General features: G+C 67.5%; 29 protein-coding genes and 1 pseudogene. 12 read left to right on the top strand and 18 right to left on the bottom strand.

What is annotated here, in order from left to right; all coding sequences use genetic code 11:
- Window positions 1–44: 44 nt before the first annotated feature.
- A complete protein-coding gene (locus ACYVGE_RS14540) occupies window positions 45–1394 on the top strand; it encodes a formimidoylglutamate deiminase (RefSeq protein WP_460730840.1) in 1350 nt (449 codons plus the stop codon).
- Between the two features lie 6 nt (window positions 1395–1400).
- On the opposite strand, the gene ACYVGE_RS14535 is transcribed toward ACYVGE_RS14540, so the two are convergent.
- The 3 genes from ACYVGE_RS14535 to ACYVGE_RS14525 form a co-directional block, all read right to left on the bottom strand.
- On the bottom strand, window positions 1401–1907 hold the full coding sequence (locus ACYVGE_RS14535) for a methylated-DNA--[protein]-cysteine S-methyltransferase (protein WP_460730839.1): 507 nt from the start codon (window positions 1905–1907) through the stop codon (window positions 1401–1403).
- Window positions 1904–3445, bottom strand: coding sequence for a DNA-3-methyladenine glycosylase 2 family protein (locus tag ACYVGE_RS14530; protein WP_460730838.1), 1542 nt, complete (start codon window positions 3443–3445; stop codon window positions 1904–1906). The genes ACYVGE_RS14535 and ACYVGE_RS14530 overlap by 4 nt, the downstream gene beginning before the upstream one ends.
- A gap of 130 nt (window positions 3446–3575) precedes the next feature.
- Window positions 3576–4817 carry an alkaline phosphatase family protein gene (locus ACYVGE_RS14525; RefSeq protein WP_460730837.1) on the bottom strand — a complete coding sequence of 414 codons (1242 nt, stop codon included), beginning with the start codon at window positions 4815–4817 and terminating at the stop codon, window positions 3576–3578.
- A 100-nt stretch (window positions 4818–4917) separates the two neighbouring features.
- Between ACYVGE_RS14525 and ACYVGE_RS14520 the strand changes: the two genes are divergently transcribed.
- Both ACYVGE_RS14520 and ACYVGE_RS14515 read left to right on the top strand, forming a co-directional pair.
- The gene (locus ACYVGE_RS14520; protein ID WP_460730836.1) at window positions 4918–5454 is read left to right on the top strand and encodes a YybH family protein; all 537 of its coding nucleotides are present in this window, start codon (window positions 4918–4920) and stop codon (window positions 5452–5454) included.
- Between the two features lie 88 nt (window positions 5455–5542).
- Window positions 5543–5902: a hypothetical protein gene (locus tag ACYVGE_RS14515; RefSeq protein WP_460730835.1), complete on the top strand. Its 360-nt coding sequence runs from the start codon at window positions 5543–5545 to the stop codon at window positions 5900–5902.
- Window positions 5903–6121: 219 nt separating this feature from the next.
- On the opposite strand, the gene ACYVGE_RS14510 is transcribed toward ACYVGE_RS14515, so the two are convergent.
- Complete coding sequence (locus tag ACYVGE_RS14510) at window positions 6122–6706, bottom strand: TetR/AcrR family transcriptional regulator (RefSeq protein WP_460730834.1); 585 nt, start codon at window positions 6704–6706, stop codon at window positions 6122–6124.
- Window positions 6707–6853: 147 nt separating this feature from the next.
- Here ACYVGE_RS14510 and hutU point away from each other — a divergent pair, with 147 nt between their 5' ends.
- Both hutU and ACYVGE_RS14500 read left to right on the top strand, forming a co-directional pair.
- Complete coding sequence (gene hutU / locus ACYVGE_RS14505) at window positions 6854–8524, top strand: urocanate hydratase (RefSeq protein WP_460730833.1); 1671 nt, start codon at window positions 6854–6856, stop codon at window positions 8522–8524.
- A gap of 168 nt (window positions 8525–8692) precedes the next feature.
- The gene (locus tag ACYVGE_RS14500; protein ID WP_460730884.1) at window positions 8693–9388 is read left to right on the top strand and encodes a TonB family protein; all 696 of its coding nucleotides are present in this window, start codon (window positions 8693–8695) and stop codon (window positions 9386–9388) included.
- 42 nt (window positions 9389–9430) lie between these two features.
- Here the strand turns inward: ACYVGE_RS14500 and ACYVGE_RS14495 are convergent, their stop codons facing one another.
- The 4 genes from ACYVGE_RS14495 to ACYVGE_RS14480 form a co-directional block, all read right to left on the bottom strand.
- Window positions 9431–9871 carry a hypothetical protein gene (locus ACYVGE_RS14495; protein ID WP_460730832.1) on the bottom strand — a complete coding sequence of 147 codons (441 nt, stop codon included), beginning with the start codon at window positions 9869–9871 and terminating at the stop codon, window positions 9431–9433.
- Between the two features lie 76 nt (window positions 9872–9947).
- Window positions 9948–10604: an NAD-dependent epimerase/dehydratase family protein gene (locus tag ACYVGE_RS14490; RefSeq protein WP_460730831.1), complete on the bottom strand. Its 657-nt coding sequence runs from the start codon at window positions 10602–10604 to the stop codon at window positions 9948–9950.
- Window positions 10605–10751: 147 nt separating this feature from the next.
- Window positions 10752–11000 carry a GIY-YIG nuclease family protein gene (locus ACYVGE_RS14485; protein ID WP_460730830.1) on the bottom strand — a complete coding sequence of 83 codons (249 nt, stop codon included), beginning with the start codon at window positions 10998–11000 and terminating at the stop codon, window positions 10752–10754.
- Window positions 11001–11208: 208 nt separating this feature from the next.
- Window positions 11209–11571: a DUF1428 domain-containing protein gene (locus tag ACYVGE_RS14480; protein WP_460730829.1), complete on the bottom strand. Its 363-nt coding sequence runs from the start codon at window positions 11569–11571 to the stop codon at window positions 11209–11211.
- 295 nt (window positions 11572–11866) lie between these two features.
- Between ACYVGE_RS14480 and ACYVGE_RS14475 the strand changes: the two genes are divergently transcribed.
- Together ACYVGE_RS14475 and ACYVGE_RS14470 are read left to right on the top strand one after the other, a co-directional pair.
- Window positions 11867–13471, top strand: coding sequence for a PQQ-dependent sugar dehydrogenase (locus ACYVGE_RS14475; RefSeq protein WP_460730828.1), 1605 nt, complete (start codon window positions 11867–11869; stop codon window positions 13469–13471).
- 100 nt (window positions 13472–13571) lie between these two features.
- Window positions 13572–14249: a GNAT family N-acetyltransferase gene (locus ACYVGE_RS14470; protein WP_460730827.1), complete on the top strand. Its 678-nt coding sequence runs from the start codon at window positions 13572–13574 to the stop codon at window positions 14247–14249.
- Window positions 14250–14279: 30 nt separating this feature from the next.
- On the opposite strand, the gene ACYVGE_RS14465 is transcribed toward ACYVGE_RS14470, so the two are convergent.
- The gene (locus tag ACYVGE_RS14465) at window positions 14280–15200 is read right to left on the bottom strand and encodes a CPBP family intramembrane glutamic endopeptidase (RefSeq protein ID WP_460730826.1); all 921 of its coding nucleotides are present in this window, start codon (window positions 15198–15200) and stop codon (window positions 14280–14282) included.
- A 170-nt stretch (window positions 15201–15370) separates the two neighbouring features.
- On the opposite strand from ACYVGE_RS14465, the gene ACYVGE_RS14460 reads away from it, so the two are divergent.
- Window positions 15371–16249 (top strand): sterol desaturase family protein, encoded by an 879-nt coding sequence (locus ACYVGE_RS14460; RefSeq protein ID WP_460730825.1) that lies wholly within the window; start codon window positions 15371–15373, stop codon window positions 16247–16249.
- 33 nt (window positions 16250–16282) lie between these two features.
- Here the strand turns inward: ACYVGE_RS14460 and ACYVGE_RS14455 are convergent, their stop codons facing one another.
- From ACYVGE_RS14455 to ACYVGE_RS14445, 3 genes are all read right to left on the bottom strand, one after another.
- Window positions 16283–17185, bottom strand: a complete 903-nt coding sequence (locus ACYVGE_RS14455) for a c-type cytochrome (RefSeq protein ID WP_460730824.1) — start codon at window positions 17183–17185, stop codon at window positions 16283–16285.
- 91 nt (window positions 17186–17276) lie between these two features.
- Window positions 17277–17810 (bottom strand): hypothetical protein, encoded by a 534-nt coding sequence (locus ACYVGE_RS14450; RefSeq protein WP_460730823.1) that lies wholly within the window; start codon window positions 17808–17810, stop codon window positions 17277–17279.
- A gap of 83 nt (window positions 17811–17893) precedes the next feature.
- Window positions 17894–18115, bottom strand: coding sequence for an RNA-binding S4 domain-containing protein (locus ACYVGE_RS14445; RefSeq protein WP_460730822.1), 222 nt, complete (start codon window positions 18113–18115; stop codon window positions 17894–17896).
- A gap of 156 nt (window positions 18116–18271) precedes the next feature.
- On the opposite strand from ACYVGE_RS14445, the gene ACYVGE_RS14440 reads away from it, so the two are divergent.
- Complete coding sequence (locus ACYVGE_RS14440; protein WP_460730821.1) at window positions 18272–19300, top strand: fatty acid desaturase; 1029 nt, start codon at window positions 18272–18274, stop codon at window positions 19298–19300.
- A gap of 59 nt (window positions 19301–19359) precedes the next feature.
- Here the strand turns inward: ACYVGE_RS14440 and ACYVGE_RS14435 are convergent, their stop codons facing one another.
- Window positions 19360–20016 (bottom strand): serine/threonine protein kinase, encoded by a 657-nt coding sequence (locus ACYVGE_RS14435; RefSeq protein WP_460730820.1) that lies wholly within the window; start codon window positions 20014–20016, stop codon window positions 19360–19362.
- A gap of 27 nt (window positions 20017–20043) precedes the next feature.
- Window positions 20044–20559 carry an RNA polymerase sigma factor gene (locus tag ACYVGE_RS14430; RefSeq protein ID WP_310053696.1) on the bottom strand — a complete coding sequence of 172 codons (516 nt, stop codon included), beginning with the start codon at window positions 20557–20559 and terminating at the stop codon, window positions 20044–20046.
- A gap of 165 nt (window positions 20560–20724) precedes the next feature.
- Between ACYVGE_RS14430 and ACYVGE_RS14425 the strand changes: the two are divergent.
- Window positions 20725–21064, top strand: a pseudogene (locus tag ACYVGE_RS14425) (cupin domain-containing protein).
- Window positions 21065–21082: 18 nt separating this feature from the next.
- On the opposite strand, the gene ACYVGE_RS14420 reads toward ACYVGE_RS14425, so the two are convergent.
- The 3 genes from ACYVGE_RS14420 to ACYVGE_RS14410 all read right to left on the bottom strand — a co-directional run bounded on the left by ACYVGE_RS14420 (window position 21083) and on the right by ACYVGE_RS14410 (window position 24565).
- Window positions 21083–21868, bottom strand: a complete 786-nt coding sequence (locus ACYVGE_RS14420) for a general secretion pathway protein GspB (protein ID WP_460730819.1) — start codon at window positions 21866–21868, stop codon at window positions 21083–21085.
- A 3-nt stretch (window positions 21869–21871) separates the two neighbouring features.
- Window positions 21872–23542, bottom strand: coding sequence for an ExeA family protein (locus ACYVGE_RS14415; protein ID WP_460730818.1), 1671 nt, complete (start codon window positions 23540–23542; stop codon window positions 21872–21874).
- Window positions 23543–23620: 78 nt separating this feature from the next.
- The gene (locus ACYVGE_RS14410; RefSeq protein ID WP_460730817.1) at window positions 23621–24565 is read right to left on the bottom strand and encodes a DMT family transporter; all 945 of its coding nucleotides are present in this window, start codon (window positions 24563–24565) and stop codon (window positions 23621–23623) included.
- Between the two features lie 121 nt (window positions 24566–24686).
- Here ACYVGE_RS14410 and ACYVGE_RS14405 point away from each other — a divergent pair, with 121 nt between their 5' ends.
- On the top strand, window positions 24687–25052 hold the full coding sequence (locus tag ACYVGE_RS14405) for a TfoX/Sxy family protein (protein ID WP_460730816.1): 366 nt from the start codon (window positions 24687–24689) through the stop codon (window positions 25050–25052).
- Here ACYVGE_RS14405 and ACYVGE_RS14400 read toward each other — a convergent pair.
- Window positions 25049–25951 (bottom strand): LysR substrate-binding domain-containing protein, encoded by a 903-nt coding sequence (locus ACYVGE_RS14400; RefSeq protein ID WP_460730815.1) that lies wholly within the window; start codon window positions 25949–25951, stop codon window positions 25049–25051. The genes ACYVGE_RS14405 and ACYVGE_RS14400 overlap by 4 nt on opposite strands.
- A 158-nt stretch (window positions 25952–26109) precedes the next feature.
- Here ACYVGE_RS14400 and ACYVGE_RS14395 point away from each other — a divergent pair, with 158 nt between their 5' ends.
- Window positions 26110–26505 (top strand): cupin domain-containing protein, encoded by a 396-nt coding sequence (locus ACYVGE_RS14395; RefSeq protein WP_460730814.1) that lies wholly within the window; start codon window positions 26110–26112, stop codon window positions 26503–26505.
- The last annotated feature ends 49 nt before the right edge of the window (window positions 26506–26554 follow it).

Raw genomic sequence — 26554 nt, 5'->3', positions numbered from 1 at the left:
CAGCGGGCAGCCAGCCCTTGCCGCGATAGGCGAGAATGCGCGCCATGAAGACAGCCGACGCCGCCATGCTCTGGACTCCTGCCGGGTGGCAGGCCGATTCCGGATTCGACATCGACGATCGCGGCGGCATCACTGCGTTGCGCAGCGCCGAGCCCAGCGAAAGTGGGGGCTGGATCGTGCCCGGTATCGCCAACCTGCATTCGCACGCGTTCCAGCGCGCGATGGCGGGCATGGCCGAGCGGCAGACCAATCCCAGCGATTCGTTCTGGACGTGGCGCGAGACGATGTACCACTTCGCCGCGCGCTTCGATCCCGATTCGCTGCATGCCGTCGCATCGCAGCTGTATGCCGAGATGCTCGAAGCGGGATACACCTCGGTCTGCGAGTTCCATTACCTGCACCACGCGCCCGATGGCCATGCGTATGCCGATCCCGCCGAGATGTCGCGCGCGCTGGTCGCCGCGGCGCGGGACACCGGCATCCGCCTCACATTGCTGCCGGTGCTGTACATGACCGGCGGATTCGACGGCCGCGCGCTGGGCGCGCGGCAACAACGCTTCGGCCACGACGTGGACACCTACCTGCGCCTGCTCGACCTGCTGCGCGCGGAAGCGGGTGATCGACTGCGCATCGGCTGCGCACTGCACAGCCTGCGCGCCGTACCGGCGGATGCGATGCGGACCGTGCTGGCGGCGCTGCCGACCGACAGCCGCATCCACATCCACATCGCCGAGCAGGTGGGCGAAGTGCAGGATTGCCTCGCGCTGCGCAATGCGCGCCCGGTGGAATGGCTGCTCGACAACGCCGAGGTCGACCGGCGCTGGACGCTGGTGCATGCCACCCACCTCACCGCGGATGAAACGCGGCGCGTCGCCGACAGCGGCGCCACGGTGGCGATCTGCACGACCACGGAGGGCAACCTCGGCGATGGATTGTTCCCGCTGCGCGACTACCTCGATGCCAATGGCGCCTGGGGCGTGGGTTCGGATTCGCACATCTCGGTGTCGCCGGTCGAGGAGTTGCGCTGGCTCGAATACGGCCAGCGCCTGGTCACGCGCCATCGCAACATCGCGGTGCGTCCGGATTGCAGCAGCGTCGGCGAGACTCTGCTGCGCGGCGTGGTGGCGAGCGCGGCGCATGCGAGTGGCCAGCCTGTCGGCGTGTTGGCGCCAGGCGCCTGTGCGGATTACCTCGTGCTCGATACCGATGCGCCGCACTTCGCGGGCGTGCAGGCCAGCGATGCGATCGATCGCTGGATCTTCAGCGGCAACCGCAACCTCGTTCGTGACGTCTTCGTCGGCGGCGAGCAGGTCGTGAAAAATGGTCTGCACCGCGATCGCGATGCGATCGCCGGACGTTACCGCAACGCCATGAAGTCCCTGTTGCAGGCGTAAGCACGCTTACGCGAACAGATCGTGTTCGCGCGGCAGCGCTCCTTCCAGCTGCAGCAGGAACTGCTTGGTCGGCAAGCCGCCGCCGAAGCCGGTCAGGCTGCCATCCGCACCGATCACGCGATGGCAGGGGAGCACGATGGGGAGCGGGTTGCGACCGTTCGCCGCACCCACCGCGCGCGTGGCCGTGGGCCGCCCCACCCGCAGCGCGAGCTCGGCATAACTGATCGTGCCGCCGAACGGAATATTGGCGAGCTCCCACCACACCTCGCGTTGGAAATCGGTGCCCTGCGGCGCCAGCGGCAGGTCGAAGTCGCGACGTTGGCCGGCGAAGTATTCCGCCAACTGCGCCTGCGCCTGGCGCAGCACGGCGTGATCGCCCTCGCGCCAGCCGTCGCCATGCGCCATCGGGTGGCGCGGCGCGTGGAACTCGATCAGCTGCAGCCCGGCATCGTTTCCGGCGATCAGCAACGGCCCGACCGGGCTTTCGATGCGGCGATGGAGCACGTCGCTCATGCCACCACCTTCGCGGGCTTCGCGGCATCGCTCATCCTGAGCCTGTCGAAGGACGAGTCCTTCCACAACTGGATCACGGAATACGCGCGCCACGGCCGCCATGCTTCCGACCGCGCAGCGAGCGTCTTCGCACTCATGCGCGAGCCATCGTTGGGCACCGCGCGCTGCAGCACCAGGTCATCGGCGGGAAACGCATCGGGATGGCCCAGCGCGCGCAGCGCGATGTAGTGCGCGGTCCACGGCCCGATTCCCGGCAGCGCGATCCAGCGCGCGGTGAAATCGTCCAGCGTGCGCTCGGGCCTGAAGTCGACGCGACCGTCGAGCACGGCGCGCGCCACGGTACGCACGGTCTCGGCCCGCGCGCGTGTCAGCCCGATCGCGGTGAGGTCGGCATCGGCGAGCGCGTCCGGCGCCGGGAACAAGTGATCCAGGCCAACGGCGAACGGCGCGGACAACGGCTGGCCGAACTTCTGCGACAGGCGCGAAGCCAGCGTGCGCGCGCCAGCGACACTGATCTGCTGGCCGATGATGGCGCGCACCGCGATCTCGAAACCGTCCCAGCCGCTCGGCACGCGGAGCCCCGGGCGCCGCTGCAGCAGCGGGCGCAGTCGCGCATCCGCGGACAGCGCGGCGCCGATCGCCTGCGGGTCGGCGTCGAGGTCGAACATGCGCCGCAGCCGGCTGACGATTTCGAGCATCTGCGCCGGGCGCGCGCCATGCAGTTCCAGCTGCAATGCATGCGGGTCGGCGTGTTTGCGCGAAGCCGGCCATTGCGAGACCCGCAGCCAGCCAGGTGCAGCGTTCGCGGATGCTACGTCCAGGGCGAACACGCGCGAGTAACTCGCACCGTCGACGACTTCGACGCCCGGCAACGCACGCCCGCGCAGGAAATCCAGCATCGCGACGAAGTCGTACGGCGGGCGATAGCCCAGGCGCAGCGTCAGTGTTTCCCCGGGCAGCTCGTCGCGTTGTTTGCGCAGATCGCGCGGCGCCATGCGGTAGGCATCGAGGAAGGCGGCGTTGAAACGGCGCAGGCTGCCGAAGCCGGCGGCCAGCGCGACCTCGGTGACCGGCATCGTGGTTTCGGTCAGCAGTTGCTTGGCGAACAACAATCGCCGGGTGCCGAGCACGCCGATGGGCGCAACCCCGAGCCGGTCGACGAACAGGCGGCGCAACTGGCGTTCGCCGATGTCCACGCGTTCGGCCAGCGCCGACAGCGGCTGTTCGTCGAGCACGCCCTGTTCGATCAACTTCAAGGCGCGCGCCAGCACCGCGTCGCCGCGACGCCATGCGCCATCGCCCGGCGACAATTCCGGCCGGCAGCGCAGGCAGGGACGGAAGCCCGCCGCTTCCGCTGCCGCGGCACTGGCGTAATACACGACCCGCTTGGCCATCGGCGCCGGGCACACCGGCCGGCAATAGATCTTCGTGCTCAGGACCGCGGTGAAGAACAGCCCGTCGAAGCGCGGGTCGCGGCTGCGCCGGGCCTGTTCGCAGGTCTGCGCATCGGGAAGGGTGGGGATGGCGAGGCTGGACATGGCCGCAGGCTAGCACCGCGCCGGGGCGCGGACTCGCCGGATTCGGACAGCGCCACGAGCAGCTACGGCGAGCCGTTTGGTTGAACGCGCCGCAGCGCGTGTGAACATGGGCGGCCGATGAGCTTTTGCATCATTTCAACGCCGGCAGAACAGGGCCGATGTCGCCATCGTTGGGCTGCGGCTGGATTCCGATCAGTCGTGCCAGCAGTGGATAGACATCGACATTGTCGAATGGCGCCAGTTCCTGCCCGCGCCTGAAAGCCGGGCCCTGTGCGATGAACAGCGCGCGCATCGACGGATCCGCCGGATCGTAACCGTGCGAACCGCGGGTCGAACCCGGCGTGCGCCGCGCGAGCTTCTGCGCCGTGATGGCCTCCCAGCCCACGTCCATCTGGCACACGATCGGCGGCACCCGGGGATTCGCGCCGTAATGCCAGCGCGGCGGCAATTCCGCCTTGCGCCAGCATTCGTGGTGGTCGTGGCGGCCGAGCAGCCGTGCTTCGGCCGCGGCTTCATGGCCCGGTTGCGGCACGAAGCCGAGCACTTCGCCCGTAGTCACGTACGCCGCGTCGGCGGGGTCCACCAGCGCGCCGATGTCCAGTGAATGGGAATACGGCACCGGCGCCATGCCATGGTCGGACACGATCACCAGGTTCACGCGATCCCGCATTCCGCGCGCCGCAAGCCCGCGCAGCAGTCGCCCGATGGCCACGTCGACTTCGGCCAGCGTCGCATCCGTCTGCGGTGCGTCGGGACCGAAGTCGTGTGCGGTGTGGTCCAGTGCGCCCAGGTACAGCGTCGTCAGGCGTGGCCGCTCGCCGGCAGGACGCGACAACCAGCCCAGCACGGTGTCGACGCGCTGCGTCATCGGCATGGCGTCGTCGTACTTGATCCAGTCGGTCGGCCAGGTGCCGTTGATCGGCGCCTCGCTGCCGGGCCAGAACAGCGTGGCGGTACGCAGGTGGGCTTTTTCCGCCGTCACCCACACGGGTTCGCCGCCCCACCAGCGCGGTTCGCGCACGGCCGTTTCGTTCGAATTGCTGAAGTCGCCGAGCGCTGCGTCGCGCATCGTGTTGTGCACGATGCCGTGATGGTCGGGACGCAGGCCGGTGACCAGGGTGTAGTGGTTGGGGAAGGTGAGCGAGGGATACGACGGATTCATCCATCGTGCGCGCACGCCTTCACGGGCGATGCGGGCGAGGTTCGGCGTGACGCCACGGTCGAGGTAGTCCGGACGAAAGCTGTCGATCGAGACCAGCAATACCGGCGCCCGTTCCTGTGGGGATTCCCGTGGGCCGACAGGCGCGGCGGCGCAGGCCGCCAAGGCGAGGGAAACGAGGGCGGCGCAGGCCAGCGATCGGAATGAGAGCATCGTCCGATCATAGCCAGCCATCCACGCGACAACTATTGCAGGACGCCAGGCGCCGCCGGGCTGGCAAGATGCCGGCCGATACGGCAAATCCGACCTGCTCATGCGCCTACACCTACTTGCCTTCGCCTGCCTGTTTCCCGTCGTGGCCATCGCCGCGCCTGCCGCAACGCCACCGCTCAGCGCCGAGGAGTGCACGGTCTGGCAACGCGAACAGAGTTTCGCCGGCTCGCTCGCCGCGCATGACGCCACCGCCTTCGCCGGGCACGTGGGCATCAACGCGGCCTTTGGCGCCGGTACCCCGGAGCCGACCCGCGGCCGCGACGCCATCGTGAAACGCTGGGCCGGACTGATCGAAGGCAAGCAACTCGCGTTGAGCTGGTATCCCACGCGCGTGACCATGGCCGCGGGCGTCGACGACACCGCCTGGTCCAGCGGGCCGGCCCTGTTCGAGGTGCTGGATCCACAGGCCAAGGACCGGTACCTGCTGGGCGCGTTCCATTCCGTGTGGCACAAGGACGCGGACGGCGTGTGGCGTGTGCTGTTCGACGATGGCGTGGAACCGCGCCCCGCGACGGCCGAGGACGTAAGCAAGTTCAATGCCGGCCGCGCCGAATGCCGCAGCGCGCAGCGCAGCTGACAAACGGCTGAATCCAGGCGGGCGGACACATGCCAGCCCCGGTATCGGGGCGTATGGTGGTGTCGGAATATCGCAACGGAGGTGCGTCATGAAACGCCTGATGATCAGCCTGCTCGGCGCATTGGCCTTCGCCGCCGCGGCGCAAGCCGCCGAACCCCAGGCCGTAGAGTCGCAGGCCGCCGAACCCCAGGCCGCCCAGTCGCAGGAAATCGCGTCGTCCGCCAACACCATGCCGGGCACGCAGGACGCGACGCAGGCGCCGGAAATCAACGATCGCTATTGCCTGCGCCATACCGGCACGCGCATCCGCCACACCGCGGACACCCGCCGGTCGGACAGGTGCCACCAGATGCAGAATGGTCGCGCCTATACCCGTGAAGACATCAATCTCACCGGCGAGATCGACATCGCCGCGGCGCTGCGCAAGCTGGACCCCTCGATCCACTGAGCGGGTCGACCCACCGAGGGGCCGCATCGCTACATTTCAGAACGCCCGGCCATGCCGGGCGTTTTCATTCACGAAAGTAGGGGGCGGAGGCAAAGTCACTTCGTGGCTTGGCTCGGCGCTACTCTTCGATGACGTAGGTCGCGATGCCGTCGGTGTGCGATCTGCGTGCCGCCAAAAGCACGCGGCAATCAGACTTTTCCTGCTCGATTGTTTGTGAAGTCATGGCATCAATCCACGCAGCAAGCGTTGCAGCGATGCCTCATAGAACACACGAAACTGCGCCTCGTCGTAGCTGAAGCGTCCTGCGCGATACAACGCCACCAGTCCGTGCGTATGCGCCCACAAGGTCATCGCCACGTCCCAGGCGTCGTCCTGACGCAACAATCCGGCCTGCATCGCTTCGCCCACCGCTTCGGCCGCCACGGTGAGCGTGGGCGAACGCCCGGCACGGAAATCGTCCGGGTACTTCCGCGCATCCGCGCGCCGCGCCGAGAACGCATGATCGAACAGATGCGGATGCGACAAGGCATAGTCCAGATAGATGCGTTGCAGGCCGATCACCCGCGCCAGTACGTTGCCACCCTGGCTGCGGGCGATCCAGTGCCGCGCGATCTCGTCGAAGCTGTCGTCGCCGATGCGCTTGAGCAGCGCTTCGCGATTGGGGAAGTGGCGGTAGATCGCCATCGGCGTCAGGCCGACGGCGTCGGCGACGCGGCGCATGCTCACTGCGTCCGAACCGCCGCCCTCGAACAGGGTGCGGGCGGCGCGAAGGATGCGTTCGGCGGTGGGCAGGCGGGCGGGCATGTATACAGCGTATACAAAAGCGGCCGCGAGGGCTCTATCCGGCCCTCAAACAGCAGTTTCCGTGTGATCGGGGCGCCTCGCGCATGGCAGCGGCCGAAGCGGCGGCGCGATAATTTTTGCAACCTCCGCACCCGCAGGAACGCCACGATGTCGACGTCCACCCGTCGCGACCCCTCCCGCAAGATCCGCGCGCCGCGCGGCAACACGCTCAACTGCAAGTCGTGGTTGACCGAAGCCCCCTATCGCATGCTGCAGAACAACCTCGACAGTGAGGTTGCCGAGAATCCGGCCGAACTCGTCGTCTATGGCGGCATCGGCCGCGCCGCGCGCGACTGGGAGAGCTACGACGCGATTCTCGAATCGCTGCGCAACCTGGAAGACAACGAGACCCTGCTGGTGCAGTCCGGCAAGCCGGTCGGCATCTTCCCGACGCATGCGGATGCGCCGCGCGTGCTGATCGCCAATTCCAACCTCGTTCCGCACTGGGCGACGTGGGAGCACTTCAACGAGCTCGATAAGAAGGGCCTGATGATGTACGGCCAGATGACGGCCGGCTCGTGGATCTACATCGGCTCGCAGGGCATCGTGCAGGGCACCTACGAGACCTTCGTCGAGATGGGCCGCCAGCATTACAACGGCAGCCTCAAGGGCAAGTGGATCCTCACTGCCGGCCTGGGCGGCATGGGCGGCGCGCAGCCGCTGGCCGCTTCGCTCGCCGGCGCGAGCTCGCTCACCATCGAATGCCGCCAGACCAGCATCGACTTCCGCCTGCGCACGCGCTACGTCGACGAACAGGCCACCGATCTCGACGACGCCCTTGCCCGCATCGCCAAGTACACCGCCACGGGCGAAGCCAAGTCGATCGCGCTGCTCGGCAACGCCGCGGAAATCCTGCCCGAACTCGTGCGTCGCGGCGTGCGCCCGGATGCGGTGACCGACCAGACCTCCGCCCACGATCCGGTGCATGGCTACCTGCCGATCGGCTGGACCGTCGAGCAATGGCTGCGCATGCAGACCGAAGACCCGGGCCGCGTCCGCGACGCCGCCAAGAAGTCGATGCGCGTACACGTCGAAGCGATGCTCGCCTTCCACGCGCAGGGCATCCCCACGGTCGATTACGGCAACAACATCCGCCAGATGGCCAAGGACGAAGGCTGCACGAATGCCTTCGACTTCCCCGGCTTCGTTCCGGCCTACGTGCGCCCGCTGTTCTGCCGCGGCGTCGGTCCGTTCCGCTGGGTCGCACTGAGTGGCAACCCGGAAGACATCTACAAGACCGATGCCAAGGTGAAGGAAATCATCGCCGACGATCCGCACCTGCACCGCTGGCTCGACATGGCGCGCGAGCGCATCAGCTTCCAGGGCCTGCCGGCGCGCATCTGCTGGGTCGGCCTGGGCCTGCGCCACAAGCTCGGTCTCGCCTTCAACGAGATGGTGCGCAACGGCGAACTCAAGGCGCCCATCGTGATCGGCCGCGATCATCTCGACAGCGGCTCGGTGGCCTCGCCCAACCGCGAGACCGAAGCCATGCGCGACGGTTCCGATGCGGTCTCCGATTGGCCTCTGCTCAATGCGATGCTCAACGTCGCGGGCGGCGCGACCTGGGTGTCGCTGCACCACGGCGGCGGCGTCGGCATGGGTTACTCGCAGCACTCCGGCGTGGTCATCGTCTGCGACGGCACCGCGGAAGCCGACAAGCGCATCGCGCGCGTGTTGTGGAACGATCCCGGCACCGGTGTGATGCGGCATGCGGATGCGGGATACGACATCGCGAAGCAGTGCGCGAAGGAGCAGGGGTTGAAGCTGCCGATGCTGTGACGCGTCATGGGCGCACGTGGCGGGCTTGCGGGCTCGCCCGTGCGCCAACGACGAGGGATTGCCGCGGCGATGATCGGGGCCATTACACTCGATGGCCAATAGCCGCCTGTGGCGGCAGGCGCATCCAAGGGGAATTCGATGGGCAATTCACGCATTGCAGCGGCATTGGTGATCGCCATGGCGGCTGCGCCAGTGTCCGCACAACAGGTGCCGGGTGCAGCAACGGATTCGTGCGCGCCCGGCACACCATTGCGTATGCCGATCTTTCCGGTCGAAATGTTCGCCCGCGGAATGTCCGGCAACGTGGTCCTCGACCTAACGATCGACACGTGCGGCCGTGTGCTCGACGCCAGGGTGAAGCAGGCGGACAAGCGGGCCTTCAATGACGCGGCGCTGGCTTCGGTGAAGGGCGTGACCTTGCCCGAATCCCTGCGCGCGAAGGCCATCGACGGCCATGTCGCGCTGCCGATCGCCTTCAACCTGGGCCCGATCCTGACTTACCAGAAAGTGGACTGGCCGAAGACGCACCAGCGGCCGCGCTATGCCATGGACGATGTGGCCATGACGTACGCGAGCGCGGACGCGGCGAATAAGGCCATCCAGTCGTCTCCCGACCTGATCTGGCCATCGCCGTATCCGGTGCAGAGCCGCTTCGTGCAGGTCGGTGAACCGGGAGCGCGTGAGTTCTGGCTCTTCACCTTGAAAAGCGGAAGCGTAAATGTCGCCGCGCATTACCGGCCCGTCATGGTCGAAGGCGAGCCGGTGGTGAAGTTCGCAATGCGTTGCGACGACACCGCGGAGGCCTGTGCCAAAGCCCAGGAATTCCTGCTGCAGGGACTGCCATTCGCGAAGGCCAGGAAATAACCGTGATTCCGCGGCCTGCGCGCACGCGCCGGTAGCGATGCTTCACGGCTTGGAAATCGTGAATCCTTCGAACTGGACGCCCAGGTTCCAGCCTTCGCCCTTGCCGGCGAGGGCGAGCGAGATGTCGCCCTTGGTCATGGCCTGCGCGGCTGCCGCCTTGCCCGCCGCCGCATCCGCACCTGCAGAGGCGTAGGTGCCGAGGACATCCTTGATGTCCCGCACACCTGAGAACTCGCCGGTTCCGTTCGTGATCTTGTACTTGCCGGCCGTCAGTCCGCCCCCGTTTGCGGTGAGTTTGACCGCCATCTTCTTGCCATTGCTGCAGGTGACCGTGCCTGTGCCCGAGGCATGCTTGTAGAGGATCGACCACCCGCTCATGGAGTAGGTCATCTTGCAGGTCATGGTTCCGGTGCGTGCGCCCACGGGACCGCATGACAGGGCCAGTACGGTGGCGAACAACGCAATCGCAGCATTTCTGTACATGGCGGTGCTCCGTGTAGTGGCCGTTGCCAAGTCTAGGAACCCGACGGTTAAGCGGCCGTGGGTCCGCGGAAGCCGCTCAACTCCCCAGCCGATTGATCTCCGCGTTCTCCACGATCCGTGGCGGATCCGGCTGGTGCAGCAATTGCAGCATGGCGCGGCCGACCCGTTCGGTGGTGGTCATGACGCCGGGCATCAGGCGCACGCCCAGGCCCATGAAGGGAGCGCCGACGGCGTAGATGAGCGCGAGCGTGGTGTGCGGAGAGGTCACGCCGTTCACGGGCTGGATGCCGCCGGGCCGCAACATGATGGTGCGTATCGGCAATGCGGCCAGCGCGCGTTCGGTTTCGCCCTTGATGCGCAGCGGCATCAGCTTGCTGTCGGGATTGGAATGCGCGCCGGAGATGTAGATGAACGTAAGCGCGGGATTGAGGCGGGCGAGCGTGCGCGCCACGTGGGTCGTCAGGTCGAGCGTGACGTGGCGGTACTCGGCTTCGCTCGTGCCGATGGGTGGGGCGCCGGCGCAATACAGGCAGGCATCGTAGGGATGCAGGCGGGGCGCGATGGCGTGGAGGTCGGCGAAGTCAGGGGTGACCAGGTCGTCGAGTTTCGTGTGCGCATGACCGCTCGCATGCCGGCCCAGTGCGGTCACATGCGAGACGCGCCGATCCTGCAGGCATTCGCGCAGGACGCCCTGGCCGACCAGTCCCGTTGCACCCGTGAGCAGGATTCGCATGGCAGGCTCCTTGGCGGAGACAGATGGGGTCGCTCGGCTCGATGGTGCCGGAAACCGGGTTGGCAAGTTGCGACGGTGTGCCCGGATGGCGCCTTGGCGGCCGCGGGCGGGGCCCAGCCGGGCACATGTCGGTCCCGGGTGCCGCCGTCATCCCGCCCCGCACAGCGCGCGCTTGCGTGCCGGCGTCAGTTGCTTGATCGCGTATTCGGCGCGGCTGGCGGCGGCGCGGTCGGGATGCTCGAAGCGCGCGAGCAGGCGCAGCGGCGGATGCGAGCGCGTATAGCGCGCACCCTTGCCTGCGACATGTTCGGCGTAGCGACGATCGACGTCGGTGGCGATGCCCGTGTAGAGGCTGCCGTCGCGGCATTCGATCAGATAGACGTACCAGCAGGCCATGCCACGAGTTTAGTGGCTGCGGCAACGCCGGACGACGTGCCGCCATGACGATGTTCCATGACGACGGAACGTCCACGCGCCTGCGCGCAAGCTGGGGAAAAGAGAGCAGCGGGCAGGATGCGAACCCCGCCAGGCTTAACACGCTGCTCTTGCGCCGGCGATGTGGACGCAGCACGTCAGCCGGCCCCAGACCGGCACCGCCGCGGCGCTAGTTCTTGCGCAGCTCAACCACCGGCGCGAAGCCACCGTAGATCAGCCGTTTGCCGTCGAAGGGCATGGGATTGCTTTCCGGGCTCATGCGCGGGTCTTTCATCACGCGCTCCATGCCGCTGTCGCGAGTGCTCTTGTCCGGCCACTCGATCCACGAAAACACCACCGTTTCGTCGTCCTTGGCCTGGACGGCGCGGCGGAAGTCGGTGACCTTGCCATCGGGGACATCATCGCCCCAGCACTCCAGGACGCGGGTCGCGCCATATTCCATGAAGACCGAATCGCCGCTGTTGGCGTGCTGGATGAATTTGTCTTTGTTGGCAGAGGGTACGGCCATGATGAAGCCATCGATGTAGGACATGGGGTTCTCCTGTGGGTGGGCCGATGCTGGGTGGGCCGATGCGCGCGGTTATCGCGTGCACCTCTTCACCACGACGAACGTGCACCTCTTCACCACGACGAATAAGCTGGCCGCGCTTCGACACGCGGCACACTCACGTTAGCGGCCCGGACCTTCACGTCCTGTGGACAGGGCCGGATGGGGGCAGCGTTGGGGACGGTTTGCCGGCGCGGGCGCCTTCACAAAACCAAAGCGGGCTTCGCAGGAATCTTGCGCAATCCCCGGCCCGCTGTCGGCCGGTGCCGAGGAGCGTCCCATGACAAGGTCAAGGCGATTCGGGCTGGGTGCGATCGTGCTGCTCGCGTTGGCAACCGTGGCCTGCGGAGGCGGCGGGGGCAGTGGCGGCAATACGCCGGTCACCGGGATGAACCGGCCGCCGGTGTTCACCTCGGCCGGCACGGTCACCGTGGTGGAGAACACCGCGGGCACCTTCTTCACCGCCACGGCAACGGATCCGGATGGCAACGCGCTGACGTTCTCGATCAACGGTGGCAGCGACCGCCAGCTCTTCAGCATCACGACGGGCGGTGCCCTGTCCTTCATCACGGCGCCGGATTTCGAGGTGCCGACGGACGCCAACCGCGACAACGTCTACCAGGTCGACCTGGCCGTGAGCGACGGCAGGGTAAGCGTCACGCAATCGTTGTCGGTGGCGGTCACCGACGCCTCCGAAACCGCCTTCGGCGTGCGGCGCGTGGTGGCAGGCCTCAACCAGCCCGCCTTCCTCGCACCGGTGCCGGATGGAACCGGCCGGGTCTTCGTCACCGAACTGGCGGGCCGCATCGTGGTGCTGACGCCCTCCACCGGGGCGATCGCCACGAACCCGTTCCTCGACCTGAGCGGTCAACTGTCGCTCGATGGCGAGCGGGGCCTGCTGGGATTCGCGACGTCGCCGGACTTCCGAACCACCGGCACGTTCTATGTGTACGTCACCGTGCTCGATGGCACCATCGAACTGCGCCGTTATCGCACGTTCGCCAACAATCGCGAACTTGCCGATCCCGCGAGCGGCGACGTGATCCTGCGTGTGCCGCACCCGCGCAACAACCACAACGGTGGCTGGATCGGGTTTGGTCCCGACAACCTGCTTTACATCGGGATCGGAGATGGCGGTGGTTCCGGCGATCCCGACAACAACGGCCAGAACCCCAACACGCTGCTGGGCAAGATCCTGCGCATCGATACCACGCGCGATGATTTCCCGAATGACCCCACCCGCGATTACGGCATTCCGGCGGCCAATCCGTTCGCGACCAGTGGCGGTGCCCCTGAAGTCCTCGCCTATGGCCTGCGCAATCCATTCCGGAACAGCTTCGATTTCAACACCGGAGTGCTCTGGATCGGCGATGTCGGCCAGAACGCCGTGGAGGAAGTCGACATGCTCCGGCCCCAGGATGCCGGCGCCAATTTCGGCTGGCCGATCCTCGAGGGCACGGCCCCCTTCCGCGGTGGTTCGACGGCCGGCCTGACCCCACCCATTGCCCAATACTTTCATGGCCCCGGCACGCGCGAGGGCAGCACCGTCATCGGCGGCTACGTCTATCGCGGCCCCATCGAGCAGTTGCAGCGGCAGTACGTGTTCGCCGATTTCGGCTCGCCCAATATCTGGACGATCCCGATCTCGCAGGTGACGCAGGGAACGACGATACCGAGCGCGGAGTTCACCGTACGCAATGCCGACTTCGCTCCCAACGCCGGTAGCTACAACAGCATCGTCAGCTTCGGCGTCGACGAGGTCGGCAACCTCTACATCATCGATCTCGACGGCGAGATCTTCGTCATCGAACGGCTCACGACGGCGGCCGCCGCCGCGGCAACGCCCATGTCGGAAAGGTGGAATTGGGCCGCGAGACGACGGTGATGCAGGGGCGTGGTTCCCGCCCGGCGTGTTGCCAGCGGCCGGGCGGGCGGACGAACATGGCGGCAGGCAGCCGTTGGCCCTTGTGCTGCAGGTATCGCGAATGATCGCCCCCGACCTCGACAATCCCTTCTGGCATTCCCTGCGCACGCGGCATCGTGGCATCGCCCTGTCCCAGGGTGAGGCGGCCCGTTACCCGGCCGAGTTCGCACCGTTCCTTGGCGTCGCGCATGCCGGCGTGGATGTCGCGGACGCCGTGGCGCCGCTGGTCGCCCCCGGCGAGAGCGTGTACCTGCTGGGGGTCGCGCCCATCGTGCCGGAAGGCTGGCACCTGGAAGCGTTCCGGCCCTTGGCGCAGATGGTCTGCACCGCGCCGCTCGATGTGATCGAGGGGCCGGAGATCATCGAACTCTCCGACGCGCACCGTGACGATGTGCTGGCCCTGACTGCACTGGTCTATCCGCATTACTTCCGCCCGCGGACGATGGATATGGGCCGCTATTTCGGGATCTACCAGGAGGACAGGCTGGCGGCGATCATCGGCGAGCGCCTGGGCACCGATGCCTACACGGAGATGAGTGCGATCTGCACGCATCCCGACTTCAACGGACGTGGCTACGCGCGCCGGCTGACGGCGATGCTCACCAACGACACGCTCGCTCGCGGCCGCACTCCGTTCCTGCACGTGAGCCACGAGAACACGCGGGCGAAGCAGTTGTACGAGCAGCTCGGTTTCCACCACCGGCGCGACATCGGCTTCTGGTCGCTGCGGCATTCCTAGCGAGCTGTTGCCCGCAACCCTCCGCGGGACTCAGCCTCCGGTCCACGCACGAATGAACGGCGCGAGCTGCGGCAGCAAGTCGACCATGCCGTGCAGGGGCACGATCAGCCACAGCGACCGCGTGCGCGCCCACAACACGCCGAAGGCGATGCCGGCCGGTGCGACCATGACGATGGAATAGGCGATGGCCCACGCCGGAGTGGCATGCGCGACGCCTTCCATCAGGTGGCCGCCGCGTAGCCACAGGCCGGGCGCGTGGGCCAGGCCGAACAGCAGCGAAGCCCACGCCACCGCGGCCACTTGCGAGCCGCTGGCCAGCGCGATTTTTTCCTGCAGGACGCGGCGGAACAGCACTTCCTCGCACAGCCCGGCTTCGAGCGTCTGCCAGAGCCAGCAGAGCGGAATCGCCCAGGCGAGCGTGCTGGCGGCAGGCGAGAGTTCGTGCAGGGTGATCAGGCCGCGCCCGAATACGGCCTGCATCGCCAGGTAGGCCAGCGACATCACGACGAAGACGAGCAGCAGCCGTCGCGACGACAGCGTCGCGCGCGCATCGAGGCGGAAGCCGAGGAACAGCCAGGCGGGCAACACCACCATGGTCACCAGCTTCACCACGACCTGGACGATCGATTGCAGCGGCTCGTTCGGGAAAGTCGTATTGATCGCGGTGAAGCCCCAGCCGAGGACGGCCAGCGCGAACACCGCCAGGTACACCAGCACGCGCGGCAACTGGTGGGGCTCGGGCAAAGGTGCGGTGGCCAGATCCCGCTTCAGCGTGCACAGCCACGCCAGCAGCGGAAACACCACGCCGAGCATGGCGAACAGGAACAGGGGTTCGACGACACTGAAGCCGGGTTCGCGTTGCAGTACGAACAGGGCGCCGGCGTAGGCGAGCGCGGCGACAGCCAGGGCGACGATCGCGGCACGCGACGGAAGGGAGTGCGGGAGGTTCATGGGGCGCCAGCATGCCCGCTGGCGCGAATGGCCGCTCCTTCCGTTGGTCGCCCAACCATAGGCACGGGACGCCGCGCCGGGCCCTGTGATGGCGCCATACGCCACGGTCTGGACGATGCCGCGATCAGCCGGCAGACTCGCCGGCGGACCGCAGCAAGGAACGCGACGTCATGGAGAAATGGATTCTGCTCGGCATGGGCCCGGTATTCCTCGGCCTGATCGCGCTTGAGGCCTGGTATTGGCGCAGGCGCCGGCCGGGCATGTACAGCGGCCTCGACACGTTGTCGAACGCGGCGCTGGCGCTGATGCACCAGGCGGCCGACGCGGTGGCCTGGCTGCTGGTGATCGGCATCTACCACGCGGTGTACCGGCATCGGTTGTTCGACCTGGTGCCGGCTTCGGCCTGGACGATCGCCGCCTTGTTCCTAGCGCAGGATTTCTTCTACTACTGGTTCCATCGCGCCAGCCACCGCATCCGTTGGCTGTGGGCGTCGCATGTGACCCATCACTCGTCGGAGCGACTGAACCTGTCCACCGCATTCCGGCAGAGCCTGACCTATCCGATTTCCGGAATGTGGCTGTTCTGGCTGCCGCTCGCGTGGCTCGGATTCGAACCCACGCACATCGTCGCGGTGGTGGCGATCAACCTGGGCTTCCAGTTCTTCGTGCACACCCAGGCAGTCGGGAAGCTGGGGTGGATCGAGCATGTGTTCAACACGCCTTCGCACCACCGGGTACACCACGCACGCAATGCGAAATACATCGATCGCAACTACGCCGGCGTGCTGATCGTGTGGGACAAGCTGTTCGGCAGCTTCGTGGAGGAAGACCCGGCGGTGCCGTGCGAGTACGGCATCGTGGGGCAGGACGCACTTGGAAAGACTGGGAGCCACAACCCGCTGCGCCTGACCTTCCACGAATGGATCGCGATGTTCCGCGACGCGGCGCGCGCGAAGGGCTGGCGCGCCGCGATCGGGCAATTGTTCTGCCCGCCGGAACGGGCTTTGTCGCATCGCCTGCGGGTCGGGGCGGACATCACGTCGCCGTGATGGCGCATCGTCCGTGGGGCGCGTGCCCCGGTGTTAGCGCTGGGCCACCTTGCCGCGTCCCGGCGAAGGCTCGACGGTGCGCAGATAGGCCCACACTGCACGCAATTCCGTTTCATCCATGTTGTTGTAGACGGCCCACGGCATCAGCGGATCCACCACGGTGCCGTCGGGGCGATGGCCGGTGTGCATGAGGCGGAGGAAGTCGGCTTCGCTCCACTTCGCCAGTCCGTTCGGATGCGGCGTGAGGTTGGCGGACATCGGCTTGCCGGGAATGACGACGATGCCGCCGGCGAGGTCCGGCGCATGGCAGCCGGTGCAGGATTGCGCGACATAGCGGCCATAGTCGGGCGTGGCCGCAGCGGCCGGTGCCTGGCGCGGGCGCGGCGCATGGTCGATGGTTTCGGCGGAGAACAGGGGCACCTTGCCGAGCGTGTAGAGCACGCGGCCCATCGGACGGATGGTGCTGGTGCCCGGATCGTTGTCGCTGGGCGGTAGCGTGCGCATGTAGGCGACGAGGGCGGCGGTGTCGGCGTCGGCGAGGTTGGCGAACTCACCCGACGGCATGAGCAGCAGCGGCGTGCCCCCGGGACGCACGCCGTGGCGGATGGCAGCGGCGAGCGCGTCGTCGGTGTAGGCCGGATTGCGCAGGCTGCGGGTGAGGTTGGGTGGCACGATGCGGCCGAGCATCGGATCGTCGATGAGCACGCGCCCGGCGCCCTGCGGGCCGTGGCAATCGCCGCAGCCGCGCGTGTCGAACAGGTGCTTGCCGCGCTGCAGCGCCGCGGCGTCGGTGCCGATGCGCAACGGCGGGTCGTTGACCGCGTACTTGCGCGACATCGCCTTGCCGGTAACGCCCCAGGCCACGGCGAACAACCCGGCAACGCCGAGCAGGAGGATGGCCAAGCCGAGGCCGGCCCATTTCATGAAACGTCGCATCGTTCGTGTCTTCCTGTTGATTCAGGACCACTCACGAAAACCGGTTGCTCAAACGGACAGGGATCCGCGCCGGGAGCGGATGAATACGTATTCAGCGCCGGCCGGCACCTGCGACCGCCGCGTTGCGGAAACGCCACAGGTGCGCCGCGCCACACGCCGCGATCGCTTCGAAGGCCTGCTCGTAACGCGTGTCATAGAACGCGGCGTCCACGGCTTCGCTGTCGAGCACTCCGAGCAGGATCTCGTCGTGGCTGATGGCGGTGGCGAGTTCGGACAGGCCCAGCCCGCCGTCGTGGACATAGCGCGTATCCAGGCGGGTGTCGTCGACGCGTTGCGTGCGCAACAGGCGCGCGCAATCGCCTACCACGCCACGGCCGACGGACAGGCGCAGGCGCGCTTCCGGCATGCGACCGGCGCCGCGCCTGGGCCCCCAGGCCGCAGCCTGCACCAGCGTGTCGTCACCGGCGGGCAGGTACAGGACGCAGTCGGCGAGATTGAGTTCGCGGCCGGTGTGCTCGCACAGGATCCAGGCCACCTCATCCGCATCGGCGGATTGTTGCAGCAGTTCGTCGAGCCGCAGCAGCAGCCGGTCTCGGTGCAACAGGAATCGACTGACGACGTCCACCAACGGCGACCTCCGCGTGCGGGAGTCGAAGCGTAAACCAGTTCCGTCGGCGAAAGTCGGTTGCGCCCGTGGGCTCCGTGCGCTCAGTCCTGTGCAACCACGTCGATCCCGATGTCATCGATCGTGACGCGCTGGCCTGCATGGATTTTGCAGGTCTTGCGCAACTCCACCATGCCGTCCACGCGCACCACGCCGCTGGCGACGAGCTGCTTGCCGGCGCCACCGCTGTCGCACAGGCCGGTGAGTTTGAGCAGCTGGTTGAGTTCGACGAAGTCGCGATCGAGTTCGAAAGTGATGAGCTGCATGGTCGTTTCTGGGAGGAATTGGTCCAGCGTCGCAGCCGGATCGCGGATTCGCAAGCAGAGTGTGACGGGGCACGCATTCATATCGGACCGTAGCACCCCTCATTTGCGGTGGGACGTGCTGGGCCGGACAATGGGGGCCCCTTTCGGGAGAACACCTTGAATACTGCTGCATCGCACGTCACCCCCAACGCCGCTCCGTCCGTCAACCTGCGCAAACTCTGCGCGCAATTCGCCGCTCCCCAACTGGGTCGTGCCGTGTGGCAGCTGATCAACACGCTGGTGCCCTTCATCGTGCTGTGGACGCTGATGGCATGGAGCGTGATCGCCGAATGGGGCCATGGATGGACGCTGCTGCTGGCAGTCCCTGCAGCCGGCCTCTACGTCCGCACCTTCATCATCCAGCACGATTGCGGCCATGGCTCGTTCTTCGCCAGCGCGCGGGCGAACGACATCGTGGGCCGTGTCCTCGGCGTGGTGACGCTGTTTCCCTACGGCTACTGGAAGAAGACGCACGCCATCCACCACGGCACCTCCGGCAACCTCGACCGCCGCGAGATGGGCGACATCGAAACGCTGACCGTCGCCGAATACCGTTCGCGTTCGAAGTTCGGTCGCCTGGTCTATCGCATGTATCGCAGCACGCCGGTGCTGCTGGGCATCGGTCCGCTGTATCAGTTCGTGCTCAAGCACCGCTTTCCGTTCGACCTTCCCTTCACGTGGAAGAAGGAATGGGCGAGCGTGCTGCTCAACAACCTGGTACTGATCGTCGTCGGTGGCGCAATGATGTGGGCGCTGGGCTGGAAGGCCGTGCTGCTGGTGCACCTGCCGATCGTTCTGATCGCGGGCGCCGCCGGCGTGTGGCTGTTCTATGTGCAGCACACGTTCGAGGACGCGTACTGGTCGCGCAAGGAAGACTGGGATTCGAGCCAGGCCGCGATCGCCGGCAGCTCCTACTACGACCTGCCGCGCGTGGTGCACTGGTTCACCGGCAACATCGGTTACCACCACATCCACCATCTCGCCAGCCGCATTCCGAACTACCGCCTGCGCGAGGCGTTCGAGTCGAGCCCGCTGCTGCAGGCGGCGCCGCGCATCACGCTGTGGACCAGCCTGAAGAGCGCGCGCCTGAAGCTGTGGTGCGAGGAGACGCGCCGGATGGTGGGCTTCAAGCAGCTGCACGCCTGAGACCCCAACTAGTTAAAACAAAAAGCGGGCTTCGGCCCGCTTTTTGTTTGCGTCTGGATTTACTCGCGCTCGAACTGCATCAGTTCGTCCAGTTGCGCCTTCGCCTTGCGCAGGCTGCCTCCCGTGATGCTGTCCTCCATGGCCTGGGCCAGGCGCGGGCGGCTGGGATGCCGGGACCAGTGGTGGAACCACCAGGTCGCCAATAGCCCCGCCACGCCGACCAGTGCGCCGATCCCGACCAGCGACGGTGCCCGTGCGTAGAGATCGACGCCGGCCAGGGCCAGCAGCACCATCAGGATGGGTAGCCACATGAACCACCACGGCAGGCCGGCCACCATGCCGCTGACGATGTACGAGCGCCGCACCTTCGCCAGTTGTTTCTGGATGTCGAGCACCGGCGCCGAATAATCGATGCGTGCCATCTGCCCTAGGGTGACGCCGGCGAGGATGATGCAGGCCACGCCGTAGGCGTGCACGATCACGCCCGCCACGATCACCGACGCCGCTTCCGGCTTCTGGCTCCACAGCAGCGCGGCCAGGGCAATGAACGCCAGGCCCCACAGCATCTGCACGATCTGGCCCCAGAACAGCGGGCGCAAGCCGGATTTCATGCGGTCGAGCTTGCCCTGTCGGAACACCTGCAGGTTGAGCTGGTGTTGCTGCTGCAGGCGGCGGTCGAGGCTCTGCCACGCGGTCTTGAAGTCGTCGAGTTCCATGGGCGGGGTCCTGTCTGCGTGCATGGCTCAGGCCATGTCGTTGCGGATGCGCTGCTTGAGCCGGCTGATCTTGGTGGCGACGTTGCCTTCGCTGATGCCGAGGATGTCGGCGATCTCGCGATGGCTGCGGTCTTCCAGGTACAGCAGTAGCAGCGCGCGGTTGAGCGGGTCCTGCCGGACGATGAAGCGATGGAGCAGGCGCAGGTGCTGGTCGCTTTCGTGGTCCCCGCCATCGCCGGGGATGTCGTGCAGCGACTCGTCCAGCGGCACCGATTGCTGCTGGCGATGGCGGTTGCTGCGCAATTGGGAAATCGCCACGTTCAGGGCAATGCGATACATCCACGTGGAGAAGCTGGCGCGGCTGGCGTCGTAGCCGGGGAACGCGCGCCACAGCTGCGTGGCGATCTCCTGGGCCAGGTCGGCGCGATCGTCGGGGTGGTGGCAGTACGAGTACGCGACCTTGAACACGATGCCGCGATGGCGTTCGAGCAGTTCGCCGAATTCCTGTCGCGTGCTGTCCTGCATGGGGGCGGCGATTTCCATGGAAGATCCGTGTCGATTCTAGGTGGAGTCACCGTGGGCCAGCGGGCCGCCCACGGCGTCGTCGGAAACGTGATTCGCGCAGGGCGGCGATTCCTTACAGGGTCGTCCTGCATCCGGCGTTGACGCCGGCGCGGGCAGGCTTGGGCCTGTTCCCGGGAGGCGGCCATGCGCGGCAAAACCCTGAAGTTCGGCGAGGGCTTCCGCGTCGCCTTCGATGTGCGCAAGGCGCAGGCGGCGGAGATGGTGATCGCGCCGGGCGACAGCGAAGGCGGGCCGGACAACCGTCATCGCGGCGCGGACCAGTGGCTGTTCGTCCTGTCGGGCAGCGGCGTGGCGATCGTCGAGGGACGCCGCGTACCGCTCAAGGCCGGCGCACTGCTGGTGATCGAGAAGCGCGAACGCCATGAAGTCCGCAACACCGGGCGCGCGCTGCTCAAGACGCTCAATTTCTCACCCGCCGGCCTTCGATGCTGATGGCAATCCGAAGGGGCCGGGGCGGGGTTGAGACGGTTCGGGCGAACCTTCAGCGAATCGGCAGACGCAGGTGGCGCCCGCGCCACGCGAGTATCACGCCGTCGTTCTGGATCGATTCGACGGTGGCTTCGCCGAGGCGATCGCCCTGGTTGACGCGCGTGCCGTCGATGATCGCGAAGCGGTCGGCGGCAGCGGGCGCCCACATGTGCATGCTCACCTTCAACGCGGGCAGTTGCTGGCGCTCATCGGACGACAGGTCCGAGAGCCGCAGGGGCAGGTCGGGACTGGTGAACGAGGGTTGCGCGGCCGTGGATGGTGGTTCGGACACGACCTGCGTGGGCGCCGGCTGAGGGGCGGGGACGACGGCGGCAGCGACGGAAGCGACAGAAGCGGCGGAAGCTGTCGCGGGGTTGTCCGGCGTCGCGGCGGCCGCCGGCGGCCGGGACCGCGGCGACACCACCGGCGGTGGTGCGAGCGGAGCCACGGATGTCGTGGTGACGGCGCCGGTCGCGGCCGTCGTGACAGGCGCGCTCGCGCGCGGCTGCAGGGGCAGGGATGCGGGCAGCGAAACGACCGCCGGGGCCTTCGGTTCGTCAGCGTTGGGTTCGCGGGCGGTGGGGCTGCTCGCGGGCTCCCCCAGCGCCGGGCGCAACCACCATGCGAGCAGCAGCAGCGTGGCCAGGGCCGCTGCTGCCACCGCGATCGATGCGTTCCGGTTGCGCGTCGCGGTCGTTGCCGTTGACGCGATCGGGGTGGCATCGCTGAGCAGGTCGGGCGCCTGGCCGCGGCGACGCTCGGCTTCGGACTTGCGCAGCGCTTCGAGGATCATCGACATGGACTACTCCAGTCCCTTCAACAGGCGCGGGCCGGCTTCGTCGCGCGCGGCGAGGGCCATCAGGGTTTCCGGACCGATCACGCCGTCGCTGGCGAGTCCGCTGTCGCCCTGGAAGCGCCGCACCGCGGCGAGCATGTCGGCATCGAGGGTGGCGACGGCATCCGCCGGCAGGTAGCGCGTCGTGAGGCGGTCGCGCACCCACGTGAGCGACGGCGTTTCTCCGGCGACGGGCAGGGTCAGGTTGGCGGGGCCGCGCCACAGTGCCGCGTATTCGCCGTTCCAGTGGCGCGCCAGCGCCAGGCGTTCGATATCGAGCGTGTGGCCGTCGAGCGACACGCGGGCGATGCGTGCATCGGCGCCCAGGAGCACGGCCCACGCCTCGTGCGTGCCGCTGCGCAGGCGCAACAACACGGGTCGATCCTGCGCCACCAAGCGGTCGAGCGTGCCCCGTGCGCGCAGGCAGTAGGCATCGGCGGCGATCGCGAAGGAGCAGCCCGAGGCGATGGAGATGCTGAGGTTGTCGGATGGCAGCTTCCACGCCTGCAGCAAGTGCTGCCACGCCAGTGGCGAAGCGGCTGCGGCGCCATCGATGCGACTGGCCAGCGCATCGGCATCGAGGACCGCGGGACGCGCGGGTTGCGCGGCTGCGGCGGGTGGAGCGGGCCGGACCTTGTCCGCCGTCGTCGCGGGAGTGGCCGCGGTGATCGTTGCGGCCATCGACTTTGTTGCCATCGGCTTCGCCACCGGAGCTGCCGGCGGCGCCCGCCATGCGTACACGCCCGCGACCAGGGCCAGTGCCGCCACGCCCACGCCGCCGGGTATCAGCCAGCGCCTGGCGCGCCAGGCCGACGACGCCTTCGGCGCCAGTGCTTCCCGCGCGGCGCGATCGACCGTGCGGGCATCGATGCGGGTGTCGTCGTGCGCGTAGCCACCGAGCAGGGCGCGCTCGGCAATCACGTTGATCAGGCGCGGTACGCCACCCGAATGCACGTGGATGCGCTTGATCGCGCCGGCATCGAACGGCAGGTGCAGGCCGCCGGCGACGCGATGGCGGTGGCGCAGGTAGGTGGCGGTTTCGTGCGCGTCCAGCGGGGTCAGGTGGTAGCGCGCGGTGATGCGCTGCGCGAGCTGGCGCAGGTCTGGCCGCGCCAGGATCGTGCGCAGTTCCGGCTGGCCGAGCAGGATGATCTGCAGGAGCTTCTGGGTGTCGGTCTCGAGGTTGGTGAGCAGGCGCACCTGCTCCAGCGCGTCGACGGACAGGTTCTGCGCCTCGTCGATGATCAGCACCACGCGCAGGCCCTGCGCATAGGCGTCGAGCAGGTAGGCGTTGAGCGCGTCGGTGAGCGCCTTGATGCTGCCCGACATGCCCGGGTCGACGGGCAGGTGCAGTTCTTCGCAGATCGTTGCCAGCAGTTCCGCCGGCGTCACGCGTGGATTGAGTACCAGGGCGACGCGGGTATGCGGCGGGATCTGTTCCAGCAGCAGCCGGCTCAGGGTGGTCTTGCCGGTGCCCACCTCGCCGGTGAGCTGCACGAAGCCGCCGCCGCCGCCCTGGCCGATGCCGAACAGCAGGTGCGCCAGTGCATCCCGATGGCGCTCGCTGAGGAACACGAAGCGCGGGTCGGGCGTGATCGAGAAAGGCGGCTCTTTGAGGCCGTAGTGCTCGAGGTACATGCGCAGACCAGGGGTGGACCGGCGTCTAGCCTGCCACGAACCCGGGCGTGTAGCGATGCCCGTCTCGTTCAGGCGTGGCTATTCGGCCGCGCCCTTGGATTCGGCGGTGCCCAGCACTTCCGGTCGCAGGCGATGCGGCGTGCCCAGCAAGGGGTGGATGAAGACCGCGGCGAGGATGATCGCGACGCCGAGATAGAACTGCGCACTCAACTCGCGCTGCTCGCCCAGCAGCACGATGGCCAGGACGATGGCATAGACCGGCTCCAGGTTGACCGCCAGCTGCTGGGCGAAGGCACTCATGTGCCGCAGCGCCACCAGCGACAGCGTGAACGGCAACAGCGTGCAGGCCAGCGACAGGGCCAGCAGCAGCAGGACGTCGCGCGTGCTTGGCAGCACCAGCAGGTCGCCGGCGAAGGCCGGGAACAGCAACGGCATCACGGGGGCGAGCGCCGTGAGCACGATCGCGCCGGCGCCGAGTTCGAGTGCGGTGACGGTGAGCGGATCGGCATGCTCGACGAAGCGCTTGTTGAGCGAGCCGAAGATCGCGACCAGGAGCGCCGACAGCGCGCCGACAGCGATGCCCGCGCGCATGCCGTGCGGTACGCCGCCGACCACCAGCACCACGCCGGGCAGCACCAGCACGCCCAGGGCGAGTTCGCGCTTGGAGAAGCGGGTACGCGTGAGCCACGGTTCGATCATCGCGACGAAGACGGTGCCCAGCGCGATGCAGGTCGCGCCCACCGAGGCATTGGACAGCTTGATCGCGCCGTAGAAGGTGAGCCAGTGCAGCGACACCAATGCGCCGATGCCGGCGTAGGCGAGGATCAGCCGCGGCGGCATCGCGCGCAGCCCGCGCCAGACTCGCGGCACCAGCGCGAGTGCGGCTACCACGATCAGCAGGCGCCACCACACCAGCGGCAACGCCGGCAGCGAGATCATCTTGCCGAGAATGGCGGTGAAGCCCCACAGCACCACGCAGAAGTGGATTTGCAGGAAGGCCTTGCGGGTGTCGGTCATGGGCATGGGGGGCATTATCCGCGAGCCTGCCCGCCTGGCGCGCGACCGGCCCTGGTCATGGCAAGCTGGTGCAGGGAAGCGTCGGGAAGGCGCGTCGCCCGTGTTTCCTGCCGGCAGTACATCCTCCATGCGCGACGACTTCATCGATTACCTGCAGGACCTGTTCGCCGGCTTCGGTCCGGTGACCGCGCGCAGGATGTTTGGCGGCCACGGCCTCTATCGCGATGGCGTGTTTTTTGCGCTCGTGATCGACGAATCGCTGTACCTGAAAGTCGATGCGCAGACGCAGGCGCGTTTCGAGGCGGCGGGCAGTGCGCCGTTCGTGTACGAAAAGCAGCGCGAGCCCATCACCCTCAGTTACTGGTCCGCGCCGGCCGCCGCCATGGAATCCGCGCAGGACATGCTGCCGTGGGCGCAACTCGCCTACGAGGCGGCATTGCGCAAGGCCAACGCACCGCCGAAGCGCGTCCGCGCCTCCAAGCGTCCTCGTTAGCCAGGTGGGTTAGCGGATTCGCCGGGCAGGGCGAGCAGCCAGTCGACGAAGGCACGCGCCGCGGGCTTGAGGCGCTTGTGCGCCGGATACACCACGTAATAGCCCCAGCGCGCCTTCAACGCCGGGCCGGGCAGGCGGACAAGCATGCCGGCGGCGAGATAGGGCGCGACGATCTTGTCCCGCGCCAGGGCGGCACCCAGTCCATGCACCGCGGCATTCAGGGCGGCCGTGCTGTCGCTGAAGCGGTAGCGTTCCTCGATCGAAGCGCCATGCACGTCGGCCGCGCGCAGCCAGTCGTGCCAGCCCTGGCGGGCGAGGTCGGACACCAGCGGCAGGCGCGTGATCGCGGCGGCATCGCGCACGTCTTCCACGCCGGGCAGGGTGGGCGACGCCACCGGGAACAGGTAGTCGTCCATCAGGTGGTGCGCGGTGAGTCCCGGCCAGTGCCCCGCGCCATGGCGGATGCCGAGGTCCGGCCCGCCATCGTCGAAGCGGGTCAGCGCCACCTCGGTATCGACGGTGAGCCGCACGTTCGGATGCAGCGCGGCGAATTGCGGCAGGCGTGGCTGCAGCCAGGTGTAGGTGAGCGAGTGCAGTGTCGTGATGTGCACGCGATCCAGTTCCGCGCGTGCGACGCGCAGGCTGCGCACCACGCTTTCCATGTCGGCCATCGCGCTGCCCGCGGCGTCGGCCAGCTGGCGCCCTTCGGCGGTCAGCGATACCCCGCGCGCATGGCGCTGGAACAGGACCACGCCCAGCCGCGCTTCGAGCTTGCGGACATGGTGGCTGACGGCGCTCGCGGTGAGGTGCAGTTCTTCCGCGGCGTGGGCGAAGTTCTGGTGGCGCGCGGCGGATTCGAATGCCGCCAGGGCCGGGAGCAGGTCCGCACGCAGGGCCATCATGAGCCTCAAATCTGGTTTGTGTCTGTCGGCGAAAGTATGCGCTTGTGCCGGATGGCCGTGGGCCGAAAATTGCGTATGCCGACAGTGCTGCCCGACAGGCCGTGTCGTGCACCTCCCCCACGGGCGCCATGCGCCCATCGCCAACGGAACAAGACATGGGCCGACTGGATGCGATCTCGGTTTCCACCCTGCAGGCGTCGTTGATCGACGACATTCCGGCAGTGCGCGTGGGCCACGGCTGCTCGCGGCGCGACCTGTCGTCCGACGGCAGCGTGCGCGTGTGGGTGATCGACATGGAGCCGGGCAGCACCTGGCCGTACGTCGACGACCACGACACCGGCGAGCACTACTACGTGATCGCAGGCGAAGTGATCGAAGGCCACGCGCGCCATGGCGCGGGAACCTACGTGCGCTTCCTGCCGGGCACGAGCCACAGGCCGAGGAGCGAGACCGGCGTGCGCCTGTTCGGCTTCAACCTGGATCCGGCGGCGCTGGGCGCCGCGCGCGAAGCCGCAAGCCGTGCACATCGTTTCAATTACAGCCAAGGTTGACTGTCGCTGCGATCACGCCAACCGGCCCGCATGACAGCTTCCCGATGAG

This window comes from Lysobacter rhizosphaerae (assembly GCF_054779795.1).
The sequence above is the reverse complement of the archived record's forward strand: the minus strand, read 5'-3'. Positions and strand labels throughout refer to the sequence as shown.